This window comes from Microbacterium sp. NPDC055455 (assembly GCF_053619935.1).
The window spans coordinates 1,259,076-1,279,048 of the sequence record NZ_JBSHLB010000001.1 but is presented as its reverse complement, the minus strand read 5'-3'; the positions used below and the strand labels follow the sequence as shown (position 1 = coordinate 1,279,048).

Annotated in this window: 29 protein-coding genes; 2 read left to right on the top strand and 27 right to left on the bottom strand. The window is 67.7% G+C overall.

Translation table 11 applies throughout. The features are described from left to right. The 22 genes from ACWGUG_RS05635 to rpsJ form a co-directional block, all read right to left on the bottom strand. Nucleotides 1-594 carry an adenylate kinase gene (locus ACWGUG_RS05635; RefSeq protein ID WP_336398087.1) on the bottom strand — a complete coding sequence of 198 codons (594 nt, stop codon included), beginning with the start codon at nt 592-594 and terminating at the stop codon, nt 1-3. After that, a complete protein-coding gene (gene secY / locus ACWGUG_RS05630; RefSeq protein WP_336398086.1) occupies nt 591-1,913 on the bottom strand; it encodes a preprotein translocase subunit SecY in 1,323 nt (440 codons plus the stop codon). Before secY ends, ACWGUG_RS05635 begins: the two co-directional genes overlap by 4 nt. 99 nt (nt 1,914-2,012) lie before the next feature. Next, a complete protein-coding gene (rplO, locus tag ACWGUG_RS05625; RefSeq protein WP_336398085.1) occupies nt 2,013-2,654 on the bottom strand; it encodes a 50S ribosomal protein L15 in 642 nt (213 codons plus the stop codon). After that, nucleotides 2,654-2,839: a 50S ribosomal protein L30 gene (gene rpmD / locus ACWGUG_RS05620; RefSeq protein ID WP_018171461.1), complete on the bottom strand. Its 186-nt coding sequence runs from the start codon at nt 2,837-2,839 to the stop codon at nt 2,654-2,656. The genes rplO and rpmD overlap by 1 nt, the downstream gene beginning before the upstream one ends. Continuing rightward, nucleotides 2,839-3,525: a 30S ribosomal protein S5 gene (gene rpsE, locus ACWGUG_RS05615; RefSeq protein WP_336398084.1), complete on the bottom strand. Its 687-nt coding sequence runs from the start codon at nt 3,523-3,525 to the stop codon at nt 2,839-2,841. The genes rpmD and rpsE overlap by 1 nt, the downstream gene beginning before the upstream one ends. Then, complete coding sequence (gene rplR, locus ACWGUG_RS05610; RefSeq protein WP_336398083.1) at nt 3,522-3,881, bottom strand: 50S ribosomal protein L18; 360 nt, start codon at nt 3,879-3,881, stop codon at nt 3,522-3,524. The genes rpsE and rplR overlap by 4 nt, the downstream gene beginning before the upstream one ends. A gap of 2 nt (nt 3,882-3,883) precedes the next feature. Then, a complete protein-coding gene (rplF, locus tag ACWGUG_RS05605; protein ID WP_336398082.1) occupies nt 3,884-4,420 on the bottom strand; it encodes a 50S ribosomal protein L6 in 537 nt (178 codons plus the stop codon). Between the two features lie 6 nt (nt 4,421-4,426). Then, on the bottom strand, nt 4,427-4,825 hold the full coding sequence (rpsH, locus tag ACWGUG_RS05600) for a 30S ribosomal protein S8 (protein WP_318354393.1): 399 nt from the start codon (nt 4,823-4,825) through the stop codon (nt 4,427-4,429). A gap of 133 nt (nt 4,826-4,958) precedes the next feature. Beyond that, the gene (rplE, locus tag ACWGUG_RS05595) at nt 4,959-5,546 is read right to left on the bottom strand and encodes a 50S ribosomal protein L5 (RefSeq protein ID WP_336398081.1); all 588 of its coding nucleotides are present in this window, start codon (nt 5,544-5,546) and stop codon (nt 4,959-4,961) included. Between the two features lie 2 nt (nt 5,547-5,548). Beyond that, nucleotides 5,549-5,908: a 50S ribosomal protein L24 gene (rplX, locus tag ACWGUG_RS05590; RefSeq protein WP_172990762.1), complete on the bottom strand. Its 360-nt coding sequence runs from the start codon at nt 5,906-5,908 to the stop codon at nt 5,549-5,551. Between the two features lie 4 nt (nt 5,909-5,912). Then, nucleotides 5,913-6,281 carry a 50S ribosomal protein L14 gene (gene rplN, locus ACWGUG_RS05585; protein WP_336398080.1) on the bottom strand — a complete coding sequence of 123 codons (369 nt, stop codon included), beginning with the start codon at nt 6,279-6,281 and terminating at the stop codon, nt 5,913-5,915. Next, nucleotides 6,278-6,604 carry a 30S ribosomal protein S17 gene (rpsQ, locus tag ACWGUG_RS05580; RefSeq protein WP_336398079.1) on the bottom strand — a complete coding sequence of 109 codons (327 nt, stop codon included), beginning with the start codon at nt 6,602-6,604 and terminating at the stop codon, nt 6,278-6,280. Before rpsQ ends, rplN begins: the two co-directional genes overlap by 4 nt. Further along, nucleotides 6,604-6,918 (bottom strand): 50S ribosomal protein L29, encoded by a 315-nt coding sequence (gene rpmC, locus ACWGUG_RS05575; RefSeq protein ID WP_318354390.1) that lies wholly within the window; start codon nt 6,916-6,918, stop codon nt 6,604-6,606. Before rpmC ends, rpsQ begins: the two co-directional genes overlap by 1 nt. Then, nucleotides 6,918-7,337, bottom strand: coding sequence for a 50S ribosomal protein L16 (rplP, locus tag ACWGUG_RS05570; protein ID WP_018171451.1), 420 nt, complete (start codon nt 7,335-7,337; stop codon nt 6,918-6,920). Before rplP ends, rpmC begins: the two co-directional genes overlap by 1 nt. After that, the gene (rpsC, locus tag ACWGUG_RS05565) at nt 7,337-8,119 is read right to left on the bottom strand and encodes a 30S ribosomal protein S3 (protein WP_452324070.1); all 783 of its coding nucleotides are present in this window, start codon (nt 8,117-8,119) and stop codon (nt 7,337-7,339) included. The genes rplP and rpsC overlap by 1 nt, the downstream gene beginning before the upstream one ends. Then, nucleotides 8,119-8,517: a 50S ribosomal protein L22 gene (rplV, locus tag ACWGUG_RS05560; RefSeq protein ID WP_109210486.1), complete on the bottom strand. Its 399-nt coding sequence runs from the start codon at nt 8,515-8,517 to the stop codon at nt 8,119-8,121. Before rplV ends, rpsC begins: the two co-directional genes overlap by 1 nt. A gap of 22 nt (nt 8,518-8,539) precedes the next feature. Then, nucleotides 8,540-8,821 (bottom strand): 30S ribosomal protein S19, encoded by a 282-nt coding sequence (gene rpsS / locus ACWGUG_RS05555; protein WP_018171448.1) that lies wholly within the window; start codon nt 8,819-8,821, stop codon nt 8,540-8,542. A 12-nt stretch (nt 8,822-8,833) separates the two neighbouring features. After that, on the bottom strand, nt 8,834-9,673 hold the full coding sequence (gene rplB / locus ACWGUG_RS05550; protein WP_194414505.1) for a 50S ribosomal protein L2: 840 nt from the start codon (nt 9,671-9,673) through the stop codon (nt 8,834-8,836). Nucleotides 9,674-9,699: 26 nt separating this feature from the next. Beyond that, nucleotides 9,700-9,999: a 50S ribosomal protein L23 gene (gene rplW, locus ACWGUG_RS05545; protein WP_045301485.1), complete on the bottom strand. Its 300-nt coding sequence runs from the start codon at nt 9,997-9,999 to the stop codon at nt 9,700-9,702. Next, a complete protein-coding gene (gene rplD / locus ACWGUG_RS05540) occupies nt 9,996-10,658 on the bottom strand; it encodes a 50S ribosomal protein L4 (protein ID WP_336398078.1) in 663 nt (220 codons plus the stop codon). The genes rplW and rplD overlap by 4 nt, the downstream gene beginning before the upstream one ends. A 4-nt stretch (nt 10,659-10,662) precedes the next feature. Beyond that, nucleotides 10,663-11,322, bottom strand: coding sequence for a 50S ribosomal protein L3 (gene rplC / locus ACWGUG_RS05535; RefSeq protein WP_336398077.1), 660 nt, complete (start codon nt 11,320-11,322; stop codon nt 10,663-10,665). A gap of 8 nt (nt 11,323-11,330) precedes the next feature. Beyond that, entirely contained in the window at nt 11,331-11,639 is a 309-nt protein-coding gene (rpsJ, locus tag ACWGUG_RS05530; protein ID WP_106816553.1) for a 30S ribosomal protein S10, read from the bottom strand. 573 nt (nt 11,640-12,212) lie between these two features. Here rpsJ and ACWGUG_RS05525 point away from each other — a divergent pair. Both ACWGUG_RS05525 and ACWGUG_RS05520 read left to right on the top strand, forming a co-directional pair. Then, nucleotides 12,213-13,778 (top strand): sugar transferase, encoded by a 1,566-nt coding sequence (locus ACWGUG_RS05525; protein ID WP_452324069.1) that lies wholly within the window; start codon nt 12,213-12,215, stop codon nt 13,776-13,778. Continuing rightward, a complete protein-coding gene (locus ACWGUG_RS05520; RefSeq protein WP_452324068.1) occupies nt 13,775-14,911 on the top strand; it encodes a glycosyltransferase in 1,137 nt (378 codons plus the stop codon). Before ACWGUG_RS05525 ends, ACWGUG_RS05520 begins: the two co-directional genes overlap by 4 nt. Nucleotides 14,912-15,017: 106 nt before the next feature. On the opposite strand, the gene ACWGUG_RS05515 is transcribed toward ACWGUG_RS05520, so the two are convergent. From ACWGUG_RS05515 to rpsL, 5 genes are all read right to left on the bottom strand, one after another. Continuing rightward, entirely contained in the window at nt 15,018-15,233 is a 216-nt protein-coding gene (locus tag ACWGUG_RS05515) for a hypothetical protein (RefSeq protein WP_336398073.1), read from the bottom strand. A gap of 165 nt (nt 15,234-15,398) precedes the next feature. Then, nucleotides 15,399-16,592 carry an elongation factor Tu gene (gene tuf / locus ACWGUG_RS05510; protein WP_336398072.1) on the bottom strand — a complete coding sequence of 398 codons (1,194 nt, stop codon included), beginning with the start codon at nt 16,590-16,592 and terminating at the stop codon, nt 15,399-15,401. A 157-nt stretch (nt 16,593-16,749) separates the two neighbouring features. Next, nucleotides 16,750-18,864 (bottom strand): elongation factor G, encoded by a 2,115-nt coding sequence (gene fusA / locus ACWGUG_RS05505; RefSeq protein ID WP_336398071.1) that lies wholly within the window; start codon nt 18,862-18,864, stop codon nt 16,750-16,752. 109 nt (nt 18,865-18,973) lie between these two features. Further along, nucleotides 18,974-19,444, bottom strand: a complete 471-nt coding sequence (gene rpsG / locus ACWGUG_RS05500; protein ID WP_106816549.1) for a 30S ribosomal protein S7 — start codon at nt 19,442-19,444, stop codon at nt 18,974-18,976. A gap of 5 nt (nt 19,445-19,449) precedes the next feature. Continuing rightward, nucleotides 19,450-19,818 (bottom strand): 30S ribosomal protein S12, encoded by a 369-nt coding sequence (rpsL, locus tag ACWGUG_RS05495; protein ID WP_106816548.1) that lies wholly within the window; start codon nt 19,816-19,818, stop codon nt 19,450-19,452. Nucleotides 19,819-19,973 lie beyond the last annotated feature (155 nt).

The window sequence follows — 19,973 nt, the reverse complement described above, 5'->3', positions numbered from 1 at the left end:
TCAGGAGACCGGGACGCGCACCAGGCCGCGCGCCTCGAGCGCGGCGATGATGCGGTCGGTGATCTCGTCGAGCGAGCCCACGCCGTCGATGTCGTCGACGATGCCGCGCGTGCGGTACACCTCGAGGATCGGCGCCGTCTCGCGCTCGTAGATCGCCAGGCGGTTGGCGATGACCTCTTCGGTGTCGTCGCTGCGGCCCTGCTCGGCGGCGCGCCCGGCGATGCGGGCGATGCTCTCGTCGCGCGGCACGGCCAGCTCGATCACCGCGTCGAGGGACTCGTCGCGCCCCTCGAGGAACTCGTCGAGGTGCATGACCTGGGCCATGTTGCGGGGGTAGCCGTCCAGCAGGAAGCCCTCCGCCGCGTCGGCCTGCGCGAGGCGGTCGCGCACGACCGCGCTCGTCAGCTCGTCGGAGACCAGGTCGCCCGCCTCGATGATGGCCTTGACCTGCAGGCCGAGCTCGGAGCCCTCTGCGACCGCCGCGCGGAACACATCGCCGGTCGAGATGGCGGGGATGCCGAACGCCTCGGCGATGCGCACGCCCTGCGTGCCCTTGCCTGAACCCTGCGGGCCGACGATCAGAAGTCGGGTCATCGGAGGAGCCCTTCGTAGTGGCGCTGCTGAAGCTGCGCGTCGATCTGCTTCACCGTCTCGAGTCCGACGCCGACGATGATGAGGATCGAGGCTCCGCCGAACGGGAAGTTCTGGTTGGCGCCGACCGTGGCGAGGGCGACGAGCGGGAGGAGCGCGATCAGACCCAGGTAGATGGAGCCCGGGAGCGTGATGCGCGTGAGGACGTAGTCGAGGTACTCGGCGGTCGGGCGGCCGGCGCGGATGCCGGGGATGAACCCGCCGTACTTCTTCATGTTGTCGGCGACCTCGACGGGGTTGAAGGTGATCGCGACGTAGAAGTACGTGAAGCCGACGATGAGCAGGAAGTACAGCAGCATGTACAGCGCGTTGTCGCCGGTGACGAGGTACGCCTGGATCCACTGCACCCAGCCCGGCACCTCCTCGCCCGGCTGCGGCTGGTTGAACTGCGCGATGAGTGCGGGGATGTACAGCAGCGACGAGGCGAAGATGACGGGCACGACGCCGGCCATGTTCACCTTGATCGGGATGTACGTGTTGGTGCCGCCGTAGGTGCGGCGCCCGACCATGCGCTTGGCGTACTGGACGGGGATGCGGCGCTGCGACTGCTCGACGAAGACGACGAGCGCGACGACCACGATGCCGACGGCCAGCACGAGGAGGAAGACCTCGAAGCCGCGCGACTGCCAGATCGCCCACATCGAGGCGGGGAAGGCCGCGGCGATGGAGGTGAAGATGAGCAGCGACATGCCGTTGCCGATGCCGCGCTCGGTCACCAGCTCGGCGAACCACATGATGAGGCCGGTGCCGGCCGTCATCGTGATGATCATGAGGAGCTGCGCCCACCACGCCTCCTCGGTGAGGAGGTTCTCGCACTCCGGCACGCCGGTGACGCCGAACAGCTGACCGCTGCGGGCGACGGTGACCAGGGTGGTGGACTGGAGGAGCGCCAGCGCGATCGTCAGGTACCGCGTGTACTGCGTGAGCTTGGCCTGGCCCGCCTGGCCCTCCTTGTAGAGGGTCTCGAAGTGCGGGATGACCACGCGCAGCAGCTGCACGATGATCGTCGCGGTGATGTACGGCATGACACCCAGCGCGAAGATCGACAGCTGCAGCAGAGCGCCACCCGAGAAGAGGTTGACCAGCGACAGCAGACCCTCGGTGCCGGCGGACTGCCGGAGACACGACTGCACGTTCGGGAAGTCGACGAACGGCGCGGGCACGTGGGCACCGAAGCGGTACAGGGCGATGATCGCCAGGGTGAATGCGATCTTCCGCCGAAGGTCAGGAGTGCGGAAGATCCGCGCGATGGCGCTGAACAAGAGGATTCCTCCAGTGGGGGGCATCGGCACGCAGACGTGCCGACGTCCAGGGTAACCCAGTGGGGGCCGGAGCAAGCTCCGACCCCCACTGCGCGCGTATTACTTGACGGTGCCGCCCGCGGCGACGATCTTCTGCTCGGCAGAGCCCGAGACCTTGTCGACCGCCACGTTGAGCTTCACCGAGATGTCGCCGGTGCCGAGCACCTTGACCTTCTCGTTCTTGCGCACCGCACCCTTGGCGACGAGGTCGCCCACGGTGACGTCGCCACCGGCCGGGTACAGCTCCGCGAGCTTGTCCAGGTTCACGACCTGGTACTCGACGCGGAACGGGTTCTTGAAGCCGCGGAGCTTCGGGGTGCGCATGTGCAGCGGCATCTGCCCGCCCTCGAAGCCGACCTTGACCTGGTAGCGGGCCTTGGTGCCCTTGGTACCGCGGCCGGCCGTCTTGCCCTTCGAGCCCTCACCGCGACCCACGCGGGTCTTGGGGGTGTTCGAGCCGGGGACCGGACGCAGGTGGTGCACCTTCAGCACGCCCGGGCGCGCAGCCGGGACGTCCTTCTTGGCAGCAGCCTTCTTGGCCGGCGCCTTCTTGGCCGGCGCAGCCTTCTCAGCCTTGTCGGCCTTGGCGGCGGCGGGGGCCTTGTCGGCGGCCTTGGAGGAGGCGGCCTTGGAGGCGGCAGCCTTCTTCGGGGCCTTCTTCTCAGCCTCGACGGCTTCGTTCTTCTCGGCCTTCTCAGCCATCAGTCGATCTCCTCAACCTTGACGAGGTGGGCGACGGTCCGGACGTAGCCGCGCGTCTGCGCGTCGTCGGGACGGACGACCGAGTCGCCGATCCGCTTCAGACCGAGCGAACGCAGCGTGTCGCGCTGGTTCTGCTTCTCGCTCACCTTGGACTTGACCTGCGTGACCTTCAGACGCGCAGCCATCAGACACCTGCCTTCGCAGCGGCCGCGGCCTCAGCCTCGGCACGGACGAGACGGGCGGGGGCGACCTGGTCGAAGTCGAGGCCACGGCGTGCGGCGACCGCACGGGGCTCCTCGAGCTGCTTCAGGGCCTCCACCGTCGCGTGGACGATGTTGATCGTGTTCGACGAGCCGAGCGACTTCGACAGCACGTCGTGGATGCCGGCGCACTCGAGCACGGCACGCACCGGGCCACCGGCGATGACACCGGTACCGGCAGCGGCCGGGCGCAGCAGCACCACACCGGCAGCGGCCTCACCCTGCACCGGGTGCGGGATGGTCGAGCCGACGCGGGGCACGCGGAAGAAGTTGCGCTTGGCCTCCTCGACGCCCTTCGAGATCGCCAGCGGCACCTCACGGGCCTTGCCGTAGCCGACGCCGACCACACCGTTGCCGTCGCCGACGACGACGAGCGCGGTGAAGCTGAAGCGACGGCCACCCTTGACGACCTTCGACACGCGGTTGATGGTGACGACGCGCTCGAGGAACTGGCTCTCGTTGCGGTCGCGGCCACCGCGGTCGCGGTTGGGGTTGCGCTCGCGACCACCGCGGCGCGGCTCGCGCTCGCGCTCGGCGGGCGCCTCGGCGGCCGGGGCCTGAGCCTCGGCTGCAGCCTGGTCGGTCACGATGTTCTCCTTGTTGTCACTCACAGGTTCAGACCTCCCTCGCGGGCGCCGTCGGCGATCGCCGCGACACGGCCGGCGTAGCGGTTGCCGCCACGGTCGAACACGACGTCCGAGACGCCGGCGGCCTTCGCGCGCTCGGCGAGGAGCTCGCCGACCTTGCGGGCCTTGGCGGTCTTGTCAGCGTCGGACACGCGCAGGTCGGTCTCGAGGGTCGAGGCCGAGGCCAGCGTGTGGCCCTTGCTGTCGTCGACGATCTGCACGAAGACGTGGCGCGCCGAGCGCGTGACGACCAGGCGCGGACGCTCGGGGGTGCCGACGACCTTCTTGCGAAGGCGGGCGTGACGACGCGCGCGCGCGTCGGACTTCGACTTCACAGCCATGGTTACTTACCAGCCTTTCCGGCCTTGCGCCGGACGACCTCGCCGGCGTAGCGCACACCCTTGCCCTTGTACGGCTCGGGCTTGCGGATCTTGCGGATGTTGGCCGCGGTCTCGCCGACAGCCTGCTTGTCGATGCCCGAGACGGTGAGCTTGTTGTTGCCCTCGACCGTCAGCGTGATGCCGGCGGGCGCCTCGACGAGCACCGGGTGCGAGAAGCCGAGAGCGAACTCGACCGACGTGCCCTTCTGCGCGACGCGGTAACCCGTGCCGACCACCTCGAGGCCCTTGGAGTAGCCCTGGGTGACACCGATGATGTTGTTGTTGATGAGCGTGCGGGTCAGGCCGTGCAGCGAGCGCGACGAGCGCTCGTCGTCGGGGCGGGTCACGACGACCTGGCCCTCTTCGACCTTGACCTCGATGGGACGGGCCACGGTGAGCGACAGCTCGCCCTTGGGGCCCTTGACGGCGACATCCTGACCCTCGACCGAGACGGTCACACCGGCGGGGATGTCGATCGGAAGACGACCGATACGCGACATGTCAGATCACCACACGTAGGCGAGGACTTCCCCACCCACGCCCTTCTGCTCGGCCTGGCGGTCCGTGAGGAGGCCAGAGGAGGTGGACAGGATGGCCACGCCGAGCCCGCCGAGCACGCGGGGGATCTCGGTCGACTTCGCGTAGACGCGCAGACCGGGCTTGGAGACGCGCTTGATGCCGGCGATCGACCGCTCGCGGTTCGGGCCGTACTTGAGCGTCAGCGTGAGGGTCTGGCCGACGCGTGCGTCGCTGACCTCCCACGACGAGATGTAGCCCTCCTGCTTGAGGATCTCGGCGATGTGGGTCTTGAGCTTGGAGCTCGGCAGCGACACGGAGTCGTGGTGCGCCGAGTTCGCGTTGCGCAGACGGGTCAGCATGTCTGCGACCGGGTCTGTCATTGTCATGAGTTGATTCCTTTGTTCACGAGGTTTCGGCTGCCGTTACACGACAGACGACCTTCCATGATGACGGTGTTCAGTTATGGGATCGGATGCCGCGACCGCCGCCTTCGCGCCGGTCGCGGCATCCGTCAATGGATCACGCCTGGGCGTCGTCCGACTTGAACGGGAAGCCGAGGTGGCGCAGGAGCGCGCGGCCCTCGTCGTCCGTCTTCGCCGACGTCACGATGGTGATGTCGAAGCCGCGGACGCGGTCGATCTTGTCCTGGTTGATCTCGTGGAACACGGACTGCTCCTGGAGACCGAAGGTGTAGTTGCCGTTGCCGTCGAACTGGGCGCCCGACAGGCCGCGGAAGTCGCGGATGCGGGGCAGCGCCAGGTTGACCAGACGGTCGATGAACTCCCACGCGCGGTCACCGCGGAGGGTGACGTGCGCGCCGATGGCCTGGCCCTCGCGCAGCTTGAACTGCGCGATGGACTTGCGGGCCTTGGTCACGACCGGCTTCTGGCCGGTGATCTTGGTGAGGTCGTCGACCGCGCCATCGATCACCTTGCTGTCGCGAGCTGCCTCGCCGACACCGGTGTTCACGACGACCTTGACCAGGCCGGGCGTCTGCATGACGTTGGCGTAGCCGAACTCGTCCTGCAGGGCCTTCTTGATCTCGGTGTTGTACTTCTGCTTCAGGCGGGGCTGGATCTTGCCAGCCTCCACGGCAGTGGTGCTCATGTTCAGAGGTCCTTGCCTGACTTCTTCGCGTAGCGCACGCGGACGTTGCGCTTCACGCCGTCCTTCGTCTGCTCCTCGACGCGGTGGCCGACACGGGTCGGCTTCTTGGTCGAGGGGTCCACGAGCTGGACGTTGGAGATGTGGATCGGGGCTTCCATCGTCTCGATGCCGCCCGTCTTGGTGCCGCGCTGCGACTGGCCGACGCGGTTGTGCTTGGTGACGTAGTTCACGCCCTCGACGATCACGCGGTTCTGCTCGGCAAGGACCTCGAGGACCTTGCCCTGCTTGCCGCGGTCGCCGCCGCGCTCGGGCTTGGCGCCCGAGATGACCTGAACCAGGTCGCCCTTCTTGATCTTGGCCATGGGGTCAGATCACCTCCGGTGCGAGCGAGACGATCTTCATGAACTTCTTGTCGCGAAGCTCACGGCCGACCGGTCCGAAGATGCGGGTGCCGCGGGGCTCCCCGTCGTTCTTCAGGATGACGGCGGCGTTCTCGTCGAACTTGATGTACGAGCCGTCGGGACGACGGGTCTGCTTGACGGTGCGGACGACGACGGCCTTGACCACGTCGCCCTTCTTGACGTTGCCGCCCGGGATCGCGTCCTTGACGGTGGCCACGATGATGTCACCCACGCCCGCGTAGCGGCGGTTCGAGCCACCGAGGACGCGGATGGTGAGCAGCTCCTTGGCACCCGTGTTGTCGGCGACCTTGAGGCGGGACTCGTTCTGAATCACTTGGCCTTCTCCAGGATCTCGACCAGACGCCAGCGCTTGGTCGCGCTCAGCGGGCGGGTCTCGTTGATGAGGACGAGGTCGCCGATGCCGGCCGTGTTGCCCTCGTCGTGCGCCTTCACCTTGGAGGTGCGGCGGATGACCTTGCCGTACAGCGGGTGCTTCACGCGGTCCTCGACCTCGACGACGATGGTCTTGTCCATCTTGTCGCTGACGACGTAGCCGCGGCGGGCCTTGCGGTAGCCACGGGCGTCCGCGTCGCGCACGTCGTGCTCGGCCGACTCGTGGCCCTTGGCGGCGACCTCGGCCTGCTTCTTCTCAGCCATCACTCGGCCTCTTCCTTCGCGGCCGAGTCGGCGGCATCCGCCTTCTTGGCCTTCGTCTTCTTCGCCTTCGTCGCCGTCTCCAGCGGAGCGGGCGTGGCACGGATGCCGAGCTCGCGCTCACGGATCACGGTGTAGAGCCGCGCGATGTCGCGCTTGACCGCACGGATGCGGCCGTGGCTCTCGAGCTGGCCGGTGGCCGACTGGAAGCGCAGGTTGAACAGCTCTTCCTTGGCCTTGCGCAGCTCCTCGACGAGGCGCTGGTCTTCGAACGTGTCGAGCTCGCTCGGAGCGAGCGTCTTGGTGCCGATCGCCATTACGCGTCGCCCTCCTCGCGCTTGATGATGCGTGCCTTGAGAGGCAGCTTGTGGATGGCACGGGTCAGCGCCTCACGAGCGAGTTCCTCGTTGACGCCGGCGACCTCGAAGAGGACGCGACCCGGCTTGACGTTCGCGACCCACCACTCCGGCGAGCCCTTACCGGAACCCATGCGGGTCTCGGCCGGCTTCTTGGTGAGCGGACGGTCGGGGTAGATGTTGATCCACACCTTGCCGCCGCGCTTGATGTGACGGGTCATCGCGATACGAGCGGACTCGATCTGACGGTTCGTCACGTACGCGGGCGTGAGGGCCTGGATGCCGAACTCGCCGAAGGAGACCTTCGTGCCGCCGGTGGCCTGGCCCGAGCGGCCGGGGTGGTGCTGCTTGCGGTACTTGACCTTGCGGGGGATGAGCATTACGCCGACGCTCCTTCTGCCACGGGGGCCTCGTTGCGGCGGTCACCGCGGTCACCGCGGTCGCCACGGTCGCCACGGGGGCCACGGCGGTCGCCGCGCTCGCGCGCCGGCTTCTGGTTGGCCTGCTCGCGAGCGAGCTCCTTGTTGGTCAGGTCGCCCTTGTAGATCCAGACCTTCACGCCGATGCGGCCGAAGGTGGTCTTGGCCTCGTAGAAGCCGTAGTCGATGTTCGCGCGCAGCGTGTGCAGCGGCACACGACCCTCGCGGTAGAACTCCGAGCGGCTCATCTCGGCGCCGCCGAGGCGGCCGGAGACCTGGATGCGGACGCCCTTGGCGCCGGCGCGCTGAGCGCCCTGCAGGCCCTTGCGCATCGCGCGGCGGAACGCCACGCGAGCGGTGAGCTGCTCGGCGATGCCCTGCGCGACGAGCTGGGCGTCGGCCTCGGGGTTCTTGACCTCGAGGATGTTCAGCTGGATCTGCTTGCCGGTGAGCTTCTCGAGGTCGGCACGGATGCGCTCGGCCTCGGCGCCGCGGCGGCCGATCACGATGCCCGGGCGGGCGGTGTGGATGTCGACGCGGACGCGGTCACGCGTGCGCTCGATCTCGATGTTGCTCACGCCGGCGCGGTCAAGCGACGTCGTCAGCAGGCGACGGATCTTGATGTCCTCGGCCACGTAGTCGGCGTAGCGCTGTCCGGGCTTCGTCGAGTCCGAGAACCAACGCGACACGTGGTCCGTGGTGATGCCGAGGCGGAAGCCGTACGGGTTGACCTTCTGTCCCATTACTTGCTCGCCTTCTTGCTCTTGGCAGCCGGCGCCGTCTCCGCGACCTCGGGGGTCGAGAGCACGACGGTGATGTGGCTGGTGCGCTTCTTGATCTGGAAGGCGCGGCCCTGTGCACGGGGCTGGAAACGCTTGAGCGTCGTGCCCTCGTCCACGTACGCGTTCTTCACGTACAGGTCCTGCTCGTCCAGGTACTCGCCGTCCTTGTCGGCCTTCACGCGAGCGTTCGCGATCGCCGAGGCGACGAGCTTGTAGATCGGCTCGCTCGCACCCTGCGGCGCGAACTTGAGGATGGCCAGGGCCTCCTCAGCCTGCTTGCCCTTGATGAGCGCGACGACACGACGAGCCTTCTGAGGGGTCACGCGGATGTGTCGCACGCGTGCGATGGACTCCACCATTTCTCTCTCCTCTGCCCCCGCGTCAGCGGCGGCGGCCCTTCTTGTCGTCCTTCACGTGGCCGCGGAAGGTGCGGGTGGGCGCGAACTCGCCCAGCTTGTGGCCGACCATGGTCTCGGTCACGAACACGGGGATGTGCTTGCGACCGTCGTGCACGGCGATGGTGTGACCCAGCATGGCCGGGATGATCATCGAACGGCGCGACCAGGTCTTGATGACGTTCTTGGTGCCGGCTTCGTTCTGGACGACGACCTTGCGAAGCAGGTGCTCGTCGACGAAGGGGCCCTTCTTAAGGCTGCGAGGCATCTTCCTCTACTCCTACTTCCGCTTCTTGCCGGCGTTGCGACGACGGACGATGTACTTGTCGCTTTCCTTGTTCGCGTGACGGGTGCGGCCTTCGGCCTGACCCCACGGCGAAACCGGGTGACGACCACCGGAGGTCTTACCCTCACCACCACCGTGCGGGTGGTCGACGGGGTTCATCGCGACACCGCGGACGGTCGGGCGGATGCCCTTCCAGCGGTTGCGGCCGGCCTTGCCCCAGTTGATGTTCGACTGCTCGGCGTTGCCGACCTCGCCGACGGTCGCGCGGCAGCGCGCGTCGACGTTGCGGATCTCGCCCGAGGGCAGACGCAGCTGGGCGTAGGGGCCGTCCTTCGCCACGAGGCGAACCGACGTGCCGGCCGAGCGCGCCAGCTTCGCGCCGCCGCCGGGGCGGAGCTCGATGGCGTGGATCACGGTACCGGTGGGGATGTTCTTCAGCGGCAGGTTGTTGCCCGGCTTGATGTCAGCCGAGGCGCCCGACTCGACGATGTCGCCCTGCGCCAGCTTGTTCGGCGCGAGGATGTAGCGCTTCTCGCCGTCGAAGTAGTGCAGGAGCGCGATGCGCGCGGTGCGGTTGGGGTCGTACTCGATGTGAGCGACCTTGGCGTTGACGCCGTCCTTGTCATTGCGACGGAAGTCGATGACGCGGTACTGACGCTTGTGGCCACCGCCGATGTGGCGGGTGGTGATGCGGCCCTGGTTGTTGCGGCCACCGGTCTTGCTGAGCGGGCGGAGGAGCGACTTCTCGGGCGTCGATCGGGTGATCTCGGCGAAGTCGGCCACCGACGAGCCGCGGCGACCCGGGGTCGTGGGCTTGTACTTGCGAATAGCCATAGTTCTCTAGTCCTCTGTCCCGACCGTCAGCCGACTGCCGTGAAGATGTCGATGGTGCCCGACTTCAGGGTCACGATGGCGCGCTTGGTGTCCTTGCGCTTGCCGGTGCCGAAGCGGGTGCGACGAGCCTTGCCCGTGCGGTTGAGCGTGTTGACCGCTGCGACCTTGACGCCGAAGATCTTCTCGATCGCGAGCTTGATCTCGGTCTTCGAGGCGCGGGGGTCGACGAGGAAGGTGTACTTGCCCTCGTCGATGAGCCCGTAGCTCTTCTCCGAAACGACCGGCTTCAGGATGATGTCGCGCGGGTCCTTGTTGACGGCGGTCATGCCGAGGCCTCCTCGGTGGTGGCGGTCTTGGACGCGACGAACGCGTCGTAGGCGGCCTTGGTGAAGACGATGTCGTCCGAGACGAGCACGTCGTAGGCGTTGAGCTGGTCGAACGGCAGCACGTGCGCGAACGGGATGTTGCGGACGCTCAGCACGTTGATGTCGTCGGAGCGGTCCACCACCACGAGCACGTTCTTGACGGCGCCGAGACCCGTGAGCACCGCGGCGGCGGCCCTGGTCGACGGAGCACCCTCGATGCCGAACGACTCCACGACGTGGAGACGCTCGCCGCGGGCGCGGTCGCTGAGCGCGCCGAGGAGGGCGGCCGCGATCATCTTCTTGGGGGTGCGCTGCGAGTAGTCGCGCGGCTTCGGGCCGTGCACGATTCCACCGCCGGTCATCTGCGGCGCGCGGATCGAGCCCTGGCGGGCGTTGCCCGTGCCCTTCTGCTTGAAGGGCTTGCGGCCGGCGCCCGAGACCTCACCGCGACGCTTGGTCGAGTGGGTGCCCTGGCGAGCCGCCGCGAGCTGCGCGACGACGACCTGGTGGATGAGCGGAATGTTCGTCTTGACGTCGAACAGCGCGGCGGGCAGCTCGATGGAGCCGGCCTTCTTGCCGTCTGCGTTCACGACGTCGAGCGCGAGAGTCGAGTCAGCCATGCGATCAGGCACCCTTCACTGCGTTGCGGACGTAGACGATGCGGCCGCGCGCGCCGGGGACGGCGCCCTTGACGAGCAGCAGACCCTTCTCGGCGTCGACGGCGTGCACCGTGAGGTTGAGGACGGTCACGCGCTCGCCACCCATACGGCCGGCCATGCGCATGCCCTTGAAAACGCGGCTCGGGGTCGACGAGGCGCCGATCGAACCGGGCTTGCGGTGGTTGCGGTGCGCACCGTGCGAGGCGGAGACGCCCTTGAAGTTGTGGCGCTTCATGACACCCGCGGTGCCCTTGCCCTTGCTGGTGCCGACGACGTCGACCAGCTGGCCGGCCTCGAACGTGCCGTCCACCGTGAGCTCCTGACCGAGTGAGTAGTCAGCGGCGTCCGCGGTGCGGATCTCGGTGAGGTGACGGCGCGGGGTGACACCGGCGGCCTCGAAGTGGGCCGTCAGGGGCTGGTTCACCTTGCGGGGGTCGATCTGGCCGTAGCCGATCTGGACGGCCTTGTAGCCGTCCTTCTCCGGCGTGCGGACCTGGGTCACGACGTTCGGAGCGATCTCGATCACGGTGACGGGAACGAGCTTGCCGTTCTCGTCCCAGACCTGGGTCATGCCGAGCTTGGTGCCGAGCAGGCCCTTGGAAACCTTGGAGTTGATGTCAGCCATGTCGAACCTCAGAGCTTGATCTCGATGTTGACATCGGCCGGAAGGTCGAGGCGCATGAGCGAGTCGACCGCCTTGGGCGTCGGGTCGACGATGTCGATCAGACGCTTGTGGGTGCGCATCTCGAAGTGCTCGCGGCTGTCCTTGTACTTGTGGGGAGAACGGATCACGGCGATCACGTTCTTCTCCGTCGGAAGGGGCACGGGGCCCACGACCGTCGCGCCCGCACGGGTCACGGTGTCGACGATCTTCCGCGCCGACGAGTCGATGACCTCGTGGTCGTACGACTTCAGGCGAATGCGGATCTTCTGTCCCGCCATAGTCTGCTCACTCTCTTTCCGCGTCGTACCTCTCGGGCATTGGACGCACATGGCGCTTGCGCGCCGGGCACATTTCTCGCGGCCGGCGACCTTCCGGCCGCCGAGCCCGTCGAGGGGCACCGCTGTTCTCATGTCAATCCGGATGCCGCGCCGAAGCGCTGCTCCCGTCATCCGTTCTCCGCCCACGCGAAACGGTGCTCCGCAGTGGGTGGACTCGAGATGTGGTGGTTCTGCTGCCCGCGGCCTAGGACTCTGCGCATGTGCGCTGCCTATGCACTGCCCTGGCAGTGATCCGGCGCACGCCAAGAGGGGCGCCGGAATGTGGAACCTCACTAGTCTACGTGCAGCCCGGGCGTGTCGCAAACTCGGGCGTGTCGGGACGCGGCTATGCTCGGCGCCTTCCCAGCCTGGCACCCGCCCGAGCAGGCTCGCCGAGCCGAGTTTGCGCCCGGTGCTTCCCGCACCGGCGAGGTCGTGGCAGAATGACCACACGCAACCGCTGGCGAACTGGGGAGTTCCGTCGGCACGCAGGACCCGAAGGACTGCGTGCGGTTGCGACGGGGAGGGAAAGCAGTGGCGTCGCATTTTGTCGACGCGGCTAAAAGGCCGTATGTCGACGCATTGACAAGAAGTTCCAAGAAGCGGGTCGAGTCTGGGGAGACCGTCGCTCGCGTCGATCGCGCACCCGCGCGGCCGACCGGCACGGACCATTGGCGGGATCGATACTCGCGCCGGCTGTGGCTGAGCGATCTCGCGGTGCTCGCCGGGGTCGTGTTCGGCACGCAGATCGCGTGGTTCGGACTCGACAGCTCGAACGTGGTGATCCGCGAGGACTCGTTCCTGACGGGCGCGTCGTACTGGGCGTTCTCGGCGATTCTGCTGGCCGTGTGGATGTGGTCGCTGAGCCTCGTCGACTCGCGCAGCGCGCGGATCGCGGGCAGCGGGTCGGCCGAGTACACCCGCATCATCTCGGTGAGCACGCGCCTGTTCGGGATCATCGCGATCCTGGCGTTCCTGCTGCGCGTGGACGTCGCCCGCGGGTACCTGCTCATCAGCTTCCCGCTGGGGATCGCGCTCCTGCTCATCGAGCGCTGGGCGTGGCGGCGCTGGCTGATCACGCGCCGCGTCAGCGGCGACTGGAGCGCCACGGTGCTCCTGGTCGGCTCGAGCGAGTCGGTCGCGCAGATCGCCGCCGCGCTGCGCCGGTCCCCGAGCGCCGGCTACCACGTCGTGGGCGCCTGCATCCCGGACGGGCAGCCGGGGCAGACCGTGCCGGGCACCGACATCCCGGTGCGCGGCGACATCCGAGGCGTTCTGGGGGCGCTCGACGCCGCCGGGGCCGACACCGTCGCGGTGACCAGCACCGACGAGCTCCCGCCGTCCGGGGTCAAGCGCATCTCGTGGGCCCTCGAGGCCGACCGCCGTCACCTCATCCTGGCGCCGAGCATCGCCGACATCGTCGGTCCGCGCATCCACACCCGTCCGGTCGCGGGCCTGCCGCTGATCCACGTCGAGACGCCGCGGTACAGCAAGGGTCAGCGCTTCCTCAAGCGGACGGCCGACATCGCCGTCTCCGCCCTCGCGCTGGTCTTCTTCGCGCCGCTCATGGCCGCCCTCGCGCTCATCATCAACAGGACGTCGGCAGGGCCGGTGCTGTTCCGCCAGACCCGTATCGGCCTGGACGGCCGCGCCTTCCAGATGCTGAAGTTCCGGACGATGGTGCCGGATGCCGAAGAGATGCTCGCCGGCCTCGAGCCCGGACGCGAGGTCGGCAACGAGGTGCTCTTCAAGATGCTGGACGACCCTCGCGTGACGCCGATCGGACGGTTCCTGCGCAAGTACAGCCTCGACGAGCTGCCGCAGCTCGTGAACGTCCTGATGGGGTCGATGTCGCTCGTCGGCCCCCGGCCGCCGCTCCCCCGCGAGGTGGCGCGGTACGCCGACCATGTGCACAGGCGATTCATGGTCAAACCGGGCATCACCGGCCTCTGGCAGGTGAGCGGACGCTCGTCGCTGTCGTGGGAGGAGTCGGTGCGGCTGGACCTGTCGTACGTCGACAACTGGACTCTCGCGGGCGACTTCGTCATCATGCTCCGCACCGCGCGCGCCGCGCTGCTTCCGGGAAGGACGACGGCATGAGCGGGCTGATCGTCGCCGAATGGATCGAAGCGGTCGGCGGTGCCGAGCGCGTGGTCGACCGCTTCGCTGGGCTGTTCCCCGACGCGGACATCCTGTGCCTGTGGAACGACGCGCCCGGCAGGCACCGCGGCCGCAAGGTGCGCGAGACGTGGCTGGCCCGCACGCCGCTACGACATCACAAGGCGCTCGCGCTGCCGCTCATGCCGCTCGCGTGGCGGCGCCCCGCCCACGGCTCACCCGACTGGGCGCTGGTGAGCTCCTACGCGTTCGCCCATCACGTCCAGTTCACCCAGCCCGGCACGCCGACGTTCGTCTACGCGCACACCCCGGCCCGCTACCTGTGGGCGCCCGAGCTCGACGGCCGGGGTGACAACCTCGCCGCCCGGATCGCCGGCCCGCCGCTGCGGGCCCTCGACCGGCGCACCGCGGCGCGCGCGACCGCCGTGGCGGCCAACAGCCGCTTCGTGGCGCAGCGGGTGCAGCGGGCGTGGGGCGTGGAGGCGACGGTCATCAATCCGCCGGTCGACGTCTCGTACATCTCGTCGGGCGCGTGGCGCGACCAGCTCACCGACCGCGAGCGGCGCCGGCTCGACGCCCTCCCGCGCGACTTCGTGCTCGGGGTGTCCCGGTTCATCCCGTACAAGCGGCTGGACCTGGTGATCGCGGCCGGCGAGGCGCTGGGCATGCCCGTCCTCATCGCGGGATCGGGGCCGCTCGAGGGCGAGCTGCGCGAGCGCGGCCGCACCGCGCGGGTACCCGTGCACCTGCAGGTCGCGCCGTCCGACGCGATGCTGTTCGCACTGATGGAGCGCGCCGGCCTGTTCGTCTTCCCACCGGTCGAGGACTTCGGCATCGTCGCCGTCGAGGCGATGGCGGCGGGTACGCCGGTGATCGCCAACCGCGTCGGCGGTGCCAGCGAATCCATCCGGGAGGGCGTCGGCGGCGCGCTGTTCGATCCCCGTTCTCGAAGCGATCTCGTCGCCGCCGCGACGCGCGCCGTCGCCCTGCCGACGGAGGAGGTCGTGCGGCACGCTCAGCAGTTCGACGGCCCGCGCTTCGACGAGAACCTCACCACCTGGATGGCGCGCCATGGCGCCCCCGTGACCCCGCCGGTCGTCGCGCAAGCTCTCTGACCCCCGAAGAGAAGCTCGACGCAGATCGGCGGCGCGCTCGCGATACTCCCCCGCGACGCGCGGACGAAGGGCGGTCCGCCTCGCGGACCGCCCTTCGCTCTGAGCCCTACTCGTTGCCGACGGCCTTGTCGATGTTCTCGCGCACGCCGTCCACGTGCTGGTCGACGCTGTCGGGCGCGACCTTCTTGACGAACTCGGCGGCGGCGTCGAGAGCGCTGTCGCTGACACCTTCGGCGTGCTCGGACTTGATGACGTCGTCGATCTTGTCCTTGTTCTGCTCCAGGAAGTCCTTCCCCTGGTTGACGATGTCCTCGATACCCATTCCGGCTCCTCACCGCGACCCCCGGGTGGGGTGCGCCGAGGCCATTCTGGCCTGTCACGTCGCCCCGGCGACAGTCCGGGGTAACGACGAAAGGGGCCGGGCTCCGAGAGCCCGACCCCTTGTCGGCGACGGATGCCGCGGCATCCGTCTGACGTCCGAAAGGACTTACTTGATGATCTTGGTCACCGTGCCGGCGCCGACGGTGCGGCCACCCTCACGGATCGCGAAGCCGAGGCCCTCCTCCATGGCGATCGGCTGGATCAGCTCGACCGTCATGTCGGTGGTGTCGCCGGGCATGACCATCTCGGTGCCCTCGGGCAGCGTGATGACGCCGGTGACGTCGGTGGTGCGGAAGTAGAACTGCGGACGGTAGTTCGTGAAGAACGGGTTGTGACGGCCGCCCTCCTCCTTGGACAGGATGTACGCCGTGCCCTCGAAGTTGGTGTGCGGGGTGACCGAACCGGGCTTCACGACGACCTGGCCGCGCTCGACGTCGTCACGCTTGGTGCCGCGCAGGAGCAGACCACAGTTCTCGCCGGCCCACGCCTCGTCGAGCTGCTTGTGGAACATCTCGATACCGGTGACGATCGTCTTCTGCGTCGGGCGCAGACCCACGATCTCGACCTCGGAGTTGATCGCGAGGGTACCGCGCTCGGCGCGGCCCGTGACGACCGTGCCACGGCCGGTGATGGTGAAGACGTCCTCGATGGGCATGAGGAACGGCTTGTCCTTGTCACGCACCGGGTCGGGGATCGACTCGTCGACGGCGTCCATGAGCTCGACGATCTTCTCGACCCACTCGGCGTCGCCCTCGAGAGCCTTCAGGCCCGAGACGCGCACGACGGGGGCGTTGTCGCCGTCGAAGTCCTGCGACGAGAGCAGCTCGCGGACCTCGAGCTCGACGAGCTCCAGGATCTCCTCGTCGTCGACCATGTCGCTCTTGTTGAGCGCGACCAGCAGGTAGGGCACGCCGACCTGCTTGGCGAGCAGCACGTGCTCGCGCGTCTGCGCCATCGGGCCGTCAGTGGCCGCGACGACGAGGATCGCGCCGTCCATCTGGGCGGCACCGGTGATCATGTTCTTGATGTAGTCGGCGTGACCCGGGGCGTCGACGTGAGCGTAGTGACGCTTGGGGGTCTCGTACTCGACGTGCGAGATGTTGATCGTGATACCGCGCTGACGCTCCTCGGGAGCGGAGTCGATCGACGCGAAGTCACGCTGCACGTTGGTGGCCGACGGGTACTTGTCGGCGAGCACCTTCGAGATCGCTGCGGTGAGCGTGGTCTTGCCGTGGTCGACGTGACCGATCGTTCCGATGTTCACGTGCGGCTTGGTCCGCTCGAACTTGGCCTTAGCCACTGGGTCCTCCTCAGGACGGTCATGTAGAAGTTCCGGGCACTGGTTTGCGACCGGACGTCTACGGGGATATCTCCACCTTAGTGGAGACGGTTCTGGTGATTCTGTGTGAAGTTGTGCTCCGGGATGCCTCGTCGCCGAGGCATCCCGGAGTGCAGGGTTACTCGCCCTTGGTCTTCTGGACGATCTCGTCGGCCACGTTGCGAGGAACCTCGGCGTAGCTGTCGAACTCCATCGAGTACACCGCGCGGCCCGAGGTCTTCGAACGCAGGTCGCCGATGTAGCCGAACATCTCCGAGAGCGGGACCAGCGCACGCACGACCTTGACGCCCTGGGCGTCCTCCATCGACTGGATCTGGCCGCGACGCGAGTTCAGGTCGCCGATGACGTCGCCCATGTACTCCTCGGGAGTACGCACCTCGACCGCCATGAGCGGCTCGAGGATGACGGGGTTCGCCTTGCGGACGGCCTCCTTGAAGCCCATGGAGCCCGCGATCTTGAACGCCATCTCGGACGAGTCGACGTCGTGCGACGCGCCGTCCATGAGGGTGGCCTTCACGCCGACCATGGGGTAGCCGGCGAGCACGCCGACGTTCATGGCGTCCTGGAAGCCCTGGTTGGTGGGCTCGATGTACTCGCGCGGGATGCGGCCACCGGTGACCTTGTTCTCGAACTCGTACGTCTTGTCGGCCGTGACCTCGAGGGGCTCGAGCGCGAACTGGATCTTCGCGAACTGGCCCGAACCGCCGGTCTGCTTCTTGTGGGTGTAGTCGTGACGCTCGACGGTCTTGCGGATCGTCTCGCGGTACGCCACCTGGGGCTTTCCGACGTTGGCCTCGACCCGGAACTCGCGCTTCATGCGGTCCACGAGGATGTCGAGGTGCAGCTCGCCCATGCCCTTGATGACCGTCTGGCCGGTCTCGGCGTTCTGCTCGACGCGGAACGTCGGGTCCTCTTCGGCGAGCTTCTGGATCGCCAGACCCAGCTTCTCCTGGTCGGCCTTGGTCTTGGGCTCGATGGCCACCTCGATGACCGGCTCCGGGAACGTCATCGACTCGAGGACGACCTGGTTGTTCGAGTCGGCCAGGGTGTCACCGGTGGTGGTGTCCTTGAGGCCGATGACCGCGTAGATGTGACCGGCGGTGACCGAGTCGACCGGCATCTCCTTGTTGGCGTGCATCTGGAAGATCTTCCCGATGCGCTCCTTCTTGCCCTTGGTCGCGTTGACGACCTGGGCGCCCGAGTCGAGGTGACCCGAGTAGACGCGGATGTAGGTGAGGCGACCGAAGAAGGGGTGCGTCACGATCTTGAACGCGAGCGCCGCGAAGGGCTCCTCGCGGTCGGCGTGGCGCTCGATGATGATCTCTTCGTTCTTGGGGTCCTTCGCCTCGATGGCGGGGACGTCCAGCGGCGACGGCAGGTAGTCCACGACCGCGTCGAGCATCGGCTGCACGCCGCGGTTCTTGAACGCCGAGCCGCACAGCACGGGGTAGAGCTCGGAGGCGATGGTCAGCTTGCGGATGGCGCCCTTGATCTCGGCGACCGTCAGCTCCTCGCCGCCGAAGTGCTTCTCGAGAAGCTCCTCGTCGGACTCGGCGACGGCCTCGAGCAGGATCTCGCGGTACTCGGCGGCCTTGTCGGCGAGCTCGGCCGGGATCTCCTGGATCTCGTACTTGGCGCCCATGGTCACGTCGCCCTTGGCGTCGCCGGGCCACACCAGCGCGCGCATCTCGACGAGGTCGACGACGCCCACGAAGTCGCTCTCCGAGCCGATGGGCAGCTGGAGCACGAGCGGCTTGGCCTTCAGACGGTTGACGATGGTGTCGACCGTGAAGTAGAAGTCGGCGCCCAGCTTGTCCATCTTGTTGACGAAGCAGATGCGGGGCACGTCGTACTTGTCGGCCTGACGCCACACCGTCTCGGACTGGGGCTCGACGCCCTCCTTGCCGTCGAACACGGCGACCGCGCCGTCGAGGACGCGCAGCGAGCGCTCGACCTCGACCGTGAAGTCCACGTGGCCGGGCGTGTCGATGATGTTGATCTGGTTCTTGTTCCAGAAGCAGGTGACGGCGGCCGACGTGATCGTGATGCCGCGCTCCTGCTCCTGCTCCATCCAGTCGGTGGTGGCAGCGCCGTCGTGCGTCTCGCCGATCTTGTGGTTGACGCCCGTGTAGAACAGGATGCGCTCGGTCGTCGTCGTCTTGCCGGCATCGATGTGCGCCATGATGCCGATGTTGCGGACCTTGTTGAGGTCGGTGAGCACTTCTTGTGCCACGGGGTGTCCTTAGCTGTTGTGTCTCGATACGGCGCTCGTGCGCCTGCTCGACAACCGGGTTTCGGGGGGTCCGCCGCTCCCGTGGGTCACGGGAGCGGCGGGATGCTGGTTACCAGCGGTAGTGCGCGAAGGCGCGGTTCGACTCGGCCATCTTGTGGGTGTCCTCGCGGCGCTTGACCGCGGCACCGAGGCCGTTCGAGGCGTCCAGGATCTCGTTCTGGAGGCGCTCGGTCATCGTCTTCTCACGACGGCCCTTGGCGTAGCTCACGAGCCAGCGGAGGGCGAGCGTGTTGGCGCGGTGAGGCTTGACCTCGACCGGCACCTGGTAGGTCGAGCCGCCGACGCGGCGCGACTTGACCTCGAGGGTCGGGCGCACGTTGTCGAGGGCCTTCTTGAGGGTGGCGACGGCGTCCTGGCCGTTCTTGGCCTCGACGCCGCGGAGGGCGCCGTAGACGATCGACTCGGCGAGCGACTTCTTGCCGTCGACGAGGATCTTGTTGACGAGCTGGGTGACGACGGGGGCGCCGTACACCGGGTCGTTGACGACGGGGCGCTTCGGGGCGGGTCCCTTACGAGGCATCTTTCTCAGCCCTTCTTCGCGCCGTAGCGGCTGCGGGCCTGCTTACGGTTCTTGACAGCCTGGGTGTCGAGCGCACCGCGGATGATCTTGTAGCGGACACCGGGGAGGTCCTTCACACGACCGCCGCGGACCAGCACGAGCGAGTGCTCCTGCAGGTTGTGGCCCTCGCCGGGGATGTAGGCGGTGACCTCGGTGCCGTTGCGGAGCTTCACACGGGCGACCTTGCGCATCGCCGAGTTCGGCTTCTTCGGGGTGGTGGTGTACACGCGGGTGCAGACACCCGCCTGCTGCGGGTTCGCCTTGAGCGCGGGCGCCTTGGTCTTCGCGACCTTGGGCGAGCGGCCCTTGCGAACCAACTGCTGAATGGTTGGCACGTTCTCTCCTTGTTGTGCTGCACGGTGACAGCGTCGTGGTCTCCCCCGCGGCATCCGGATCTTTCGATCCATGACGCTGCGGGCTCACGTGGATCCATCGGCGCGGCAGAATGACTTCCGCGCTTTGTGTGATGGATATGCCGTGGGGGCGGCCT

Coding starts and splice junctions, on each gene's coding strand:
- rplF (WP_336398082.1), bottom strand. CDS start 4,420: ATGTCGCGTATCGGTCGTCTTCCGATCGACATCCCCGCCGGTGTGACC.
- rpsJ (WP_106816553.1), bottom strand. CDS start 11,639: ATGGCGGGACAGAAGATCCGCATTCGCCTGAAGTCGTACGACCACGAG.
- rplR (WP_336398083.1), bottom strand. CDS start 3,881: ATGGCTGTGAAGTCGAAGTCCGACGCGCGCGCGCGTCGTCACGCCCGC.
- rpsQ (WP_336398079.1), bottom strand. CDS start 6,604: ATGGCTGAGAAGAAGCAGGCCGAGGTCGCCGCCAAGGGCCACGAGTCG.
- rplC (WP_336398077.1), bottom strand. CDS start 11,322: ATGGCTGACATCAACTCCAAGGTTTCCAAGGGCCTGCTCGGCACCAAG.
- rplB (WP_194414505.1), bottom strand. CDS start 9,673: ATGGCTATTCGCAAGTACAAGCCCACGACCCCGGGTCGCCGCGGCTCG.
- rpmC (WP_318354390.1), bottom strand. CDS start 6,918: ATGGCGATCGGCACCAAGACGCTCGCTCCGAGCGAGCTCGACACGTTC.
- ACWGUG_RS05635 (WP_336398087.1), bottom strand. CDS start 594: ATGACCCGACTTCTGATCGTCGGCCCGCAGGGTTCAGGCAAGGGCACG.
- rplW (WP_045301485.1), bottom strand. CDS start 9,999: ATGACCGCCGTCAACAAGGACCCGCGCGACATCATCCTGAAGCCGGTC.
- rplX (WP_172990762.1), bottom strand. CDS start 5,908: ATGGCCAAGATCAAGAAGGGCGACCTGGTTCAGGTCATCTCGGGCGCC.
- rpsG (WP_106816549.1), bottom strand. CDS start 19,444: ATGCCTCGTAAGGGACCCGCCCCGAAGCGCCCCGTCGTCAACGACCCG.
- ACWGUG_RS05515 (WP_336398073.1), bottom strand. CDS start 15,233: ATGGGTATCGAGGACATCGTCAACCAGGGGAAGGACTTCCTGGAGCAG.
- rplE (WP_336398081.1), bottom strand. CDS start 5,546: ATGAGCACCACTGCCGTGGAGGCTGGCAAGATCCAGCCCCGCCTGAAG.
- rplO (WP_336398085.1), bottom strand. CDS start 2,654: ATGGCTGAGAAGGCCGAGAAGAACGAAGCCGTCGAGGCTGAGAAGAAG.
- ACWGUG_RS05520 (WP_452324068.1), top strand. CDS start 13,775: ATGAGCGGGCTGATCGTCGCCGAATGGATCGAAGCGGTCGGCGGTGCC.
- rplP (WP_018171451.1), bottom strand. CDS start 7,337: ATGCTCATCCCCCGCAAGGTCAAGTACCGCAAGCAGCACCACCCCGGC.
- rpsS (WP_018171448.1), bottom strand. CDS start 8,821: ATGCCTCGCAGCCTTAAGAAGGGCCCCTTCGTCGACGAGCACCTGCTT.
- rplV (WP_109210486.1), bottom strand. CDS start 8,517: ATGGTGGAGTCCATCGCACGCGTGCGACACATCCGCGTGACCCCTCAG.
- rpmD (WP_018171461.1), bottom strand. CDS start 2,839: ATGGCTGCGCGTCTGAAGGTCACGCAGGTCAAGTCCAAGGTGAGCGAG.
- rpsH (WP_318354393.1), bottom strand. CDS start 4,825: ATGACAATGACAGACCCGGTCGCAGACATGCTGACCCGTCTGCGCAAC.
- rplD (WP_336398078.1), bottom strand. CDS start 10,658: ATGGCTGACTCGACTCTCGCGCTCGACGTCGTGAACGCAGACGGCAAG.
- rpsC (WP_452324070.1), bottom strand. CDS start 8,119: ATGGGACAGAAGGTCAACCCGTACGGCTTCCGCCTCGGCATCACCACG.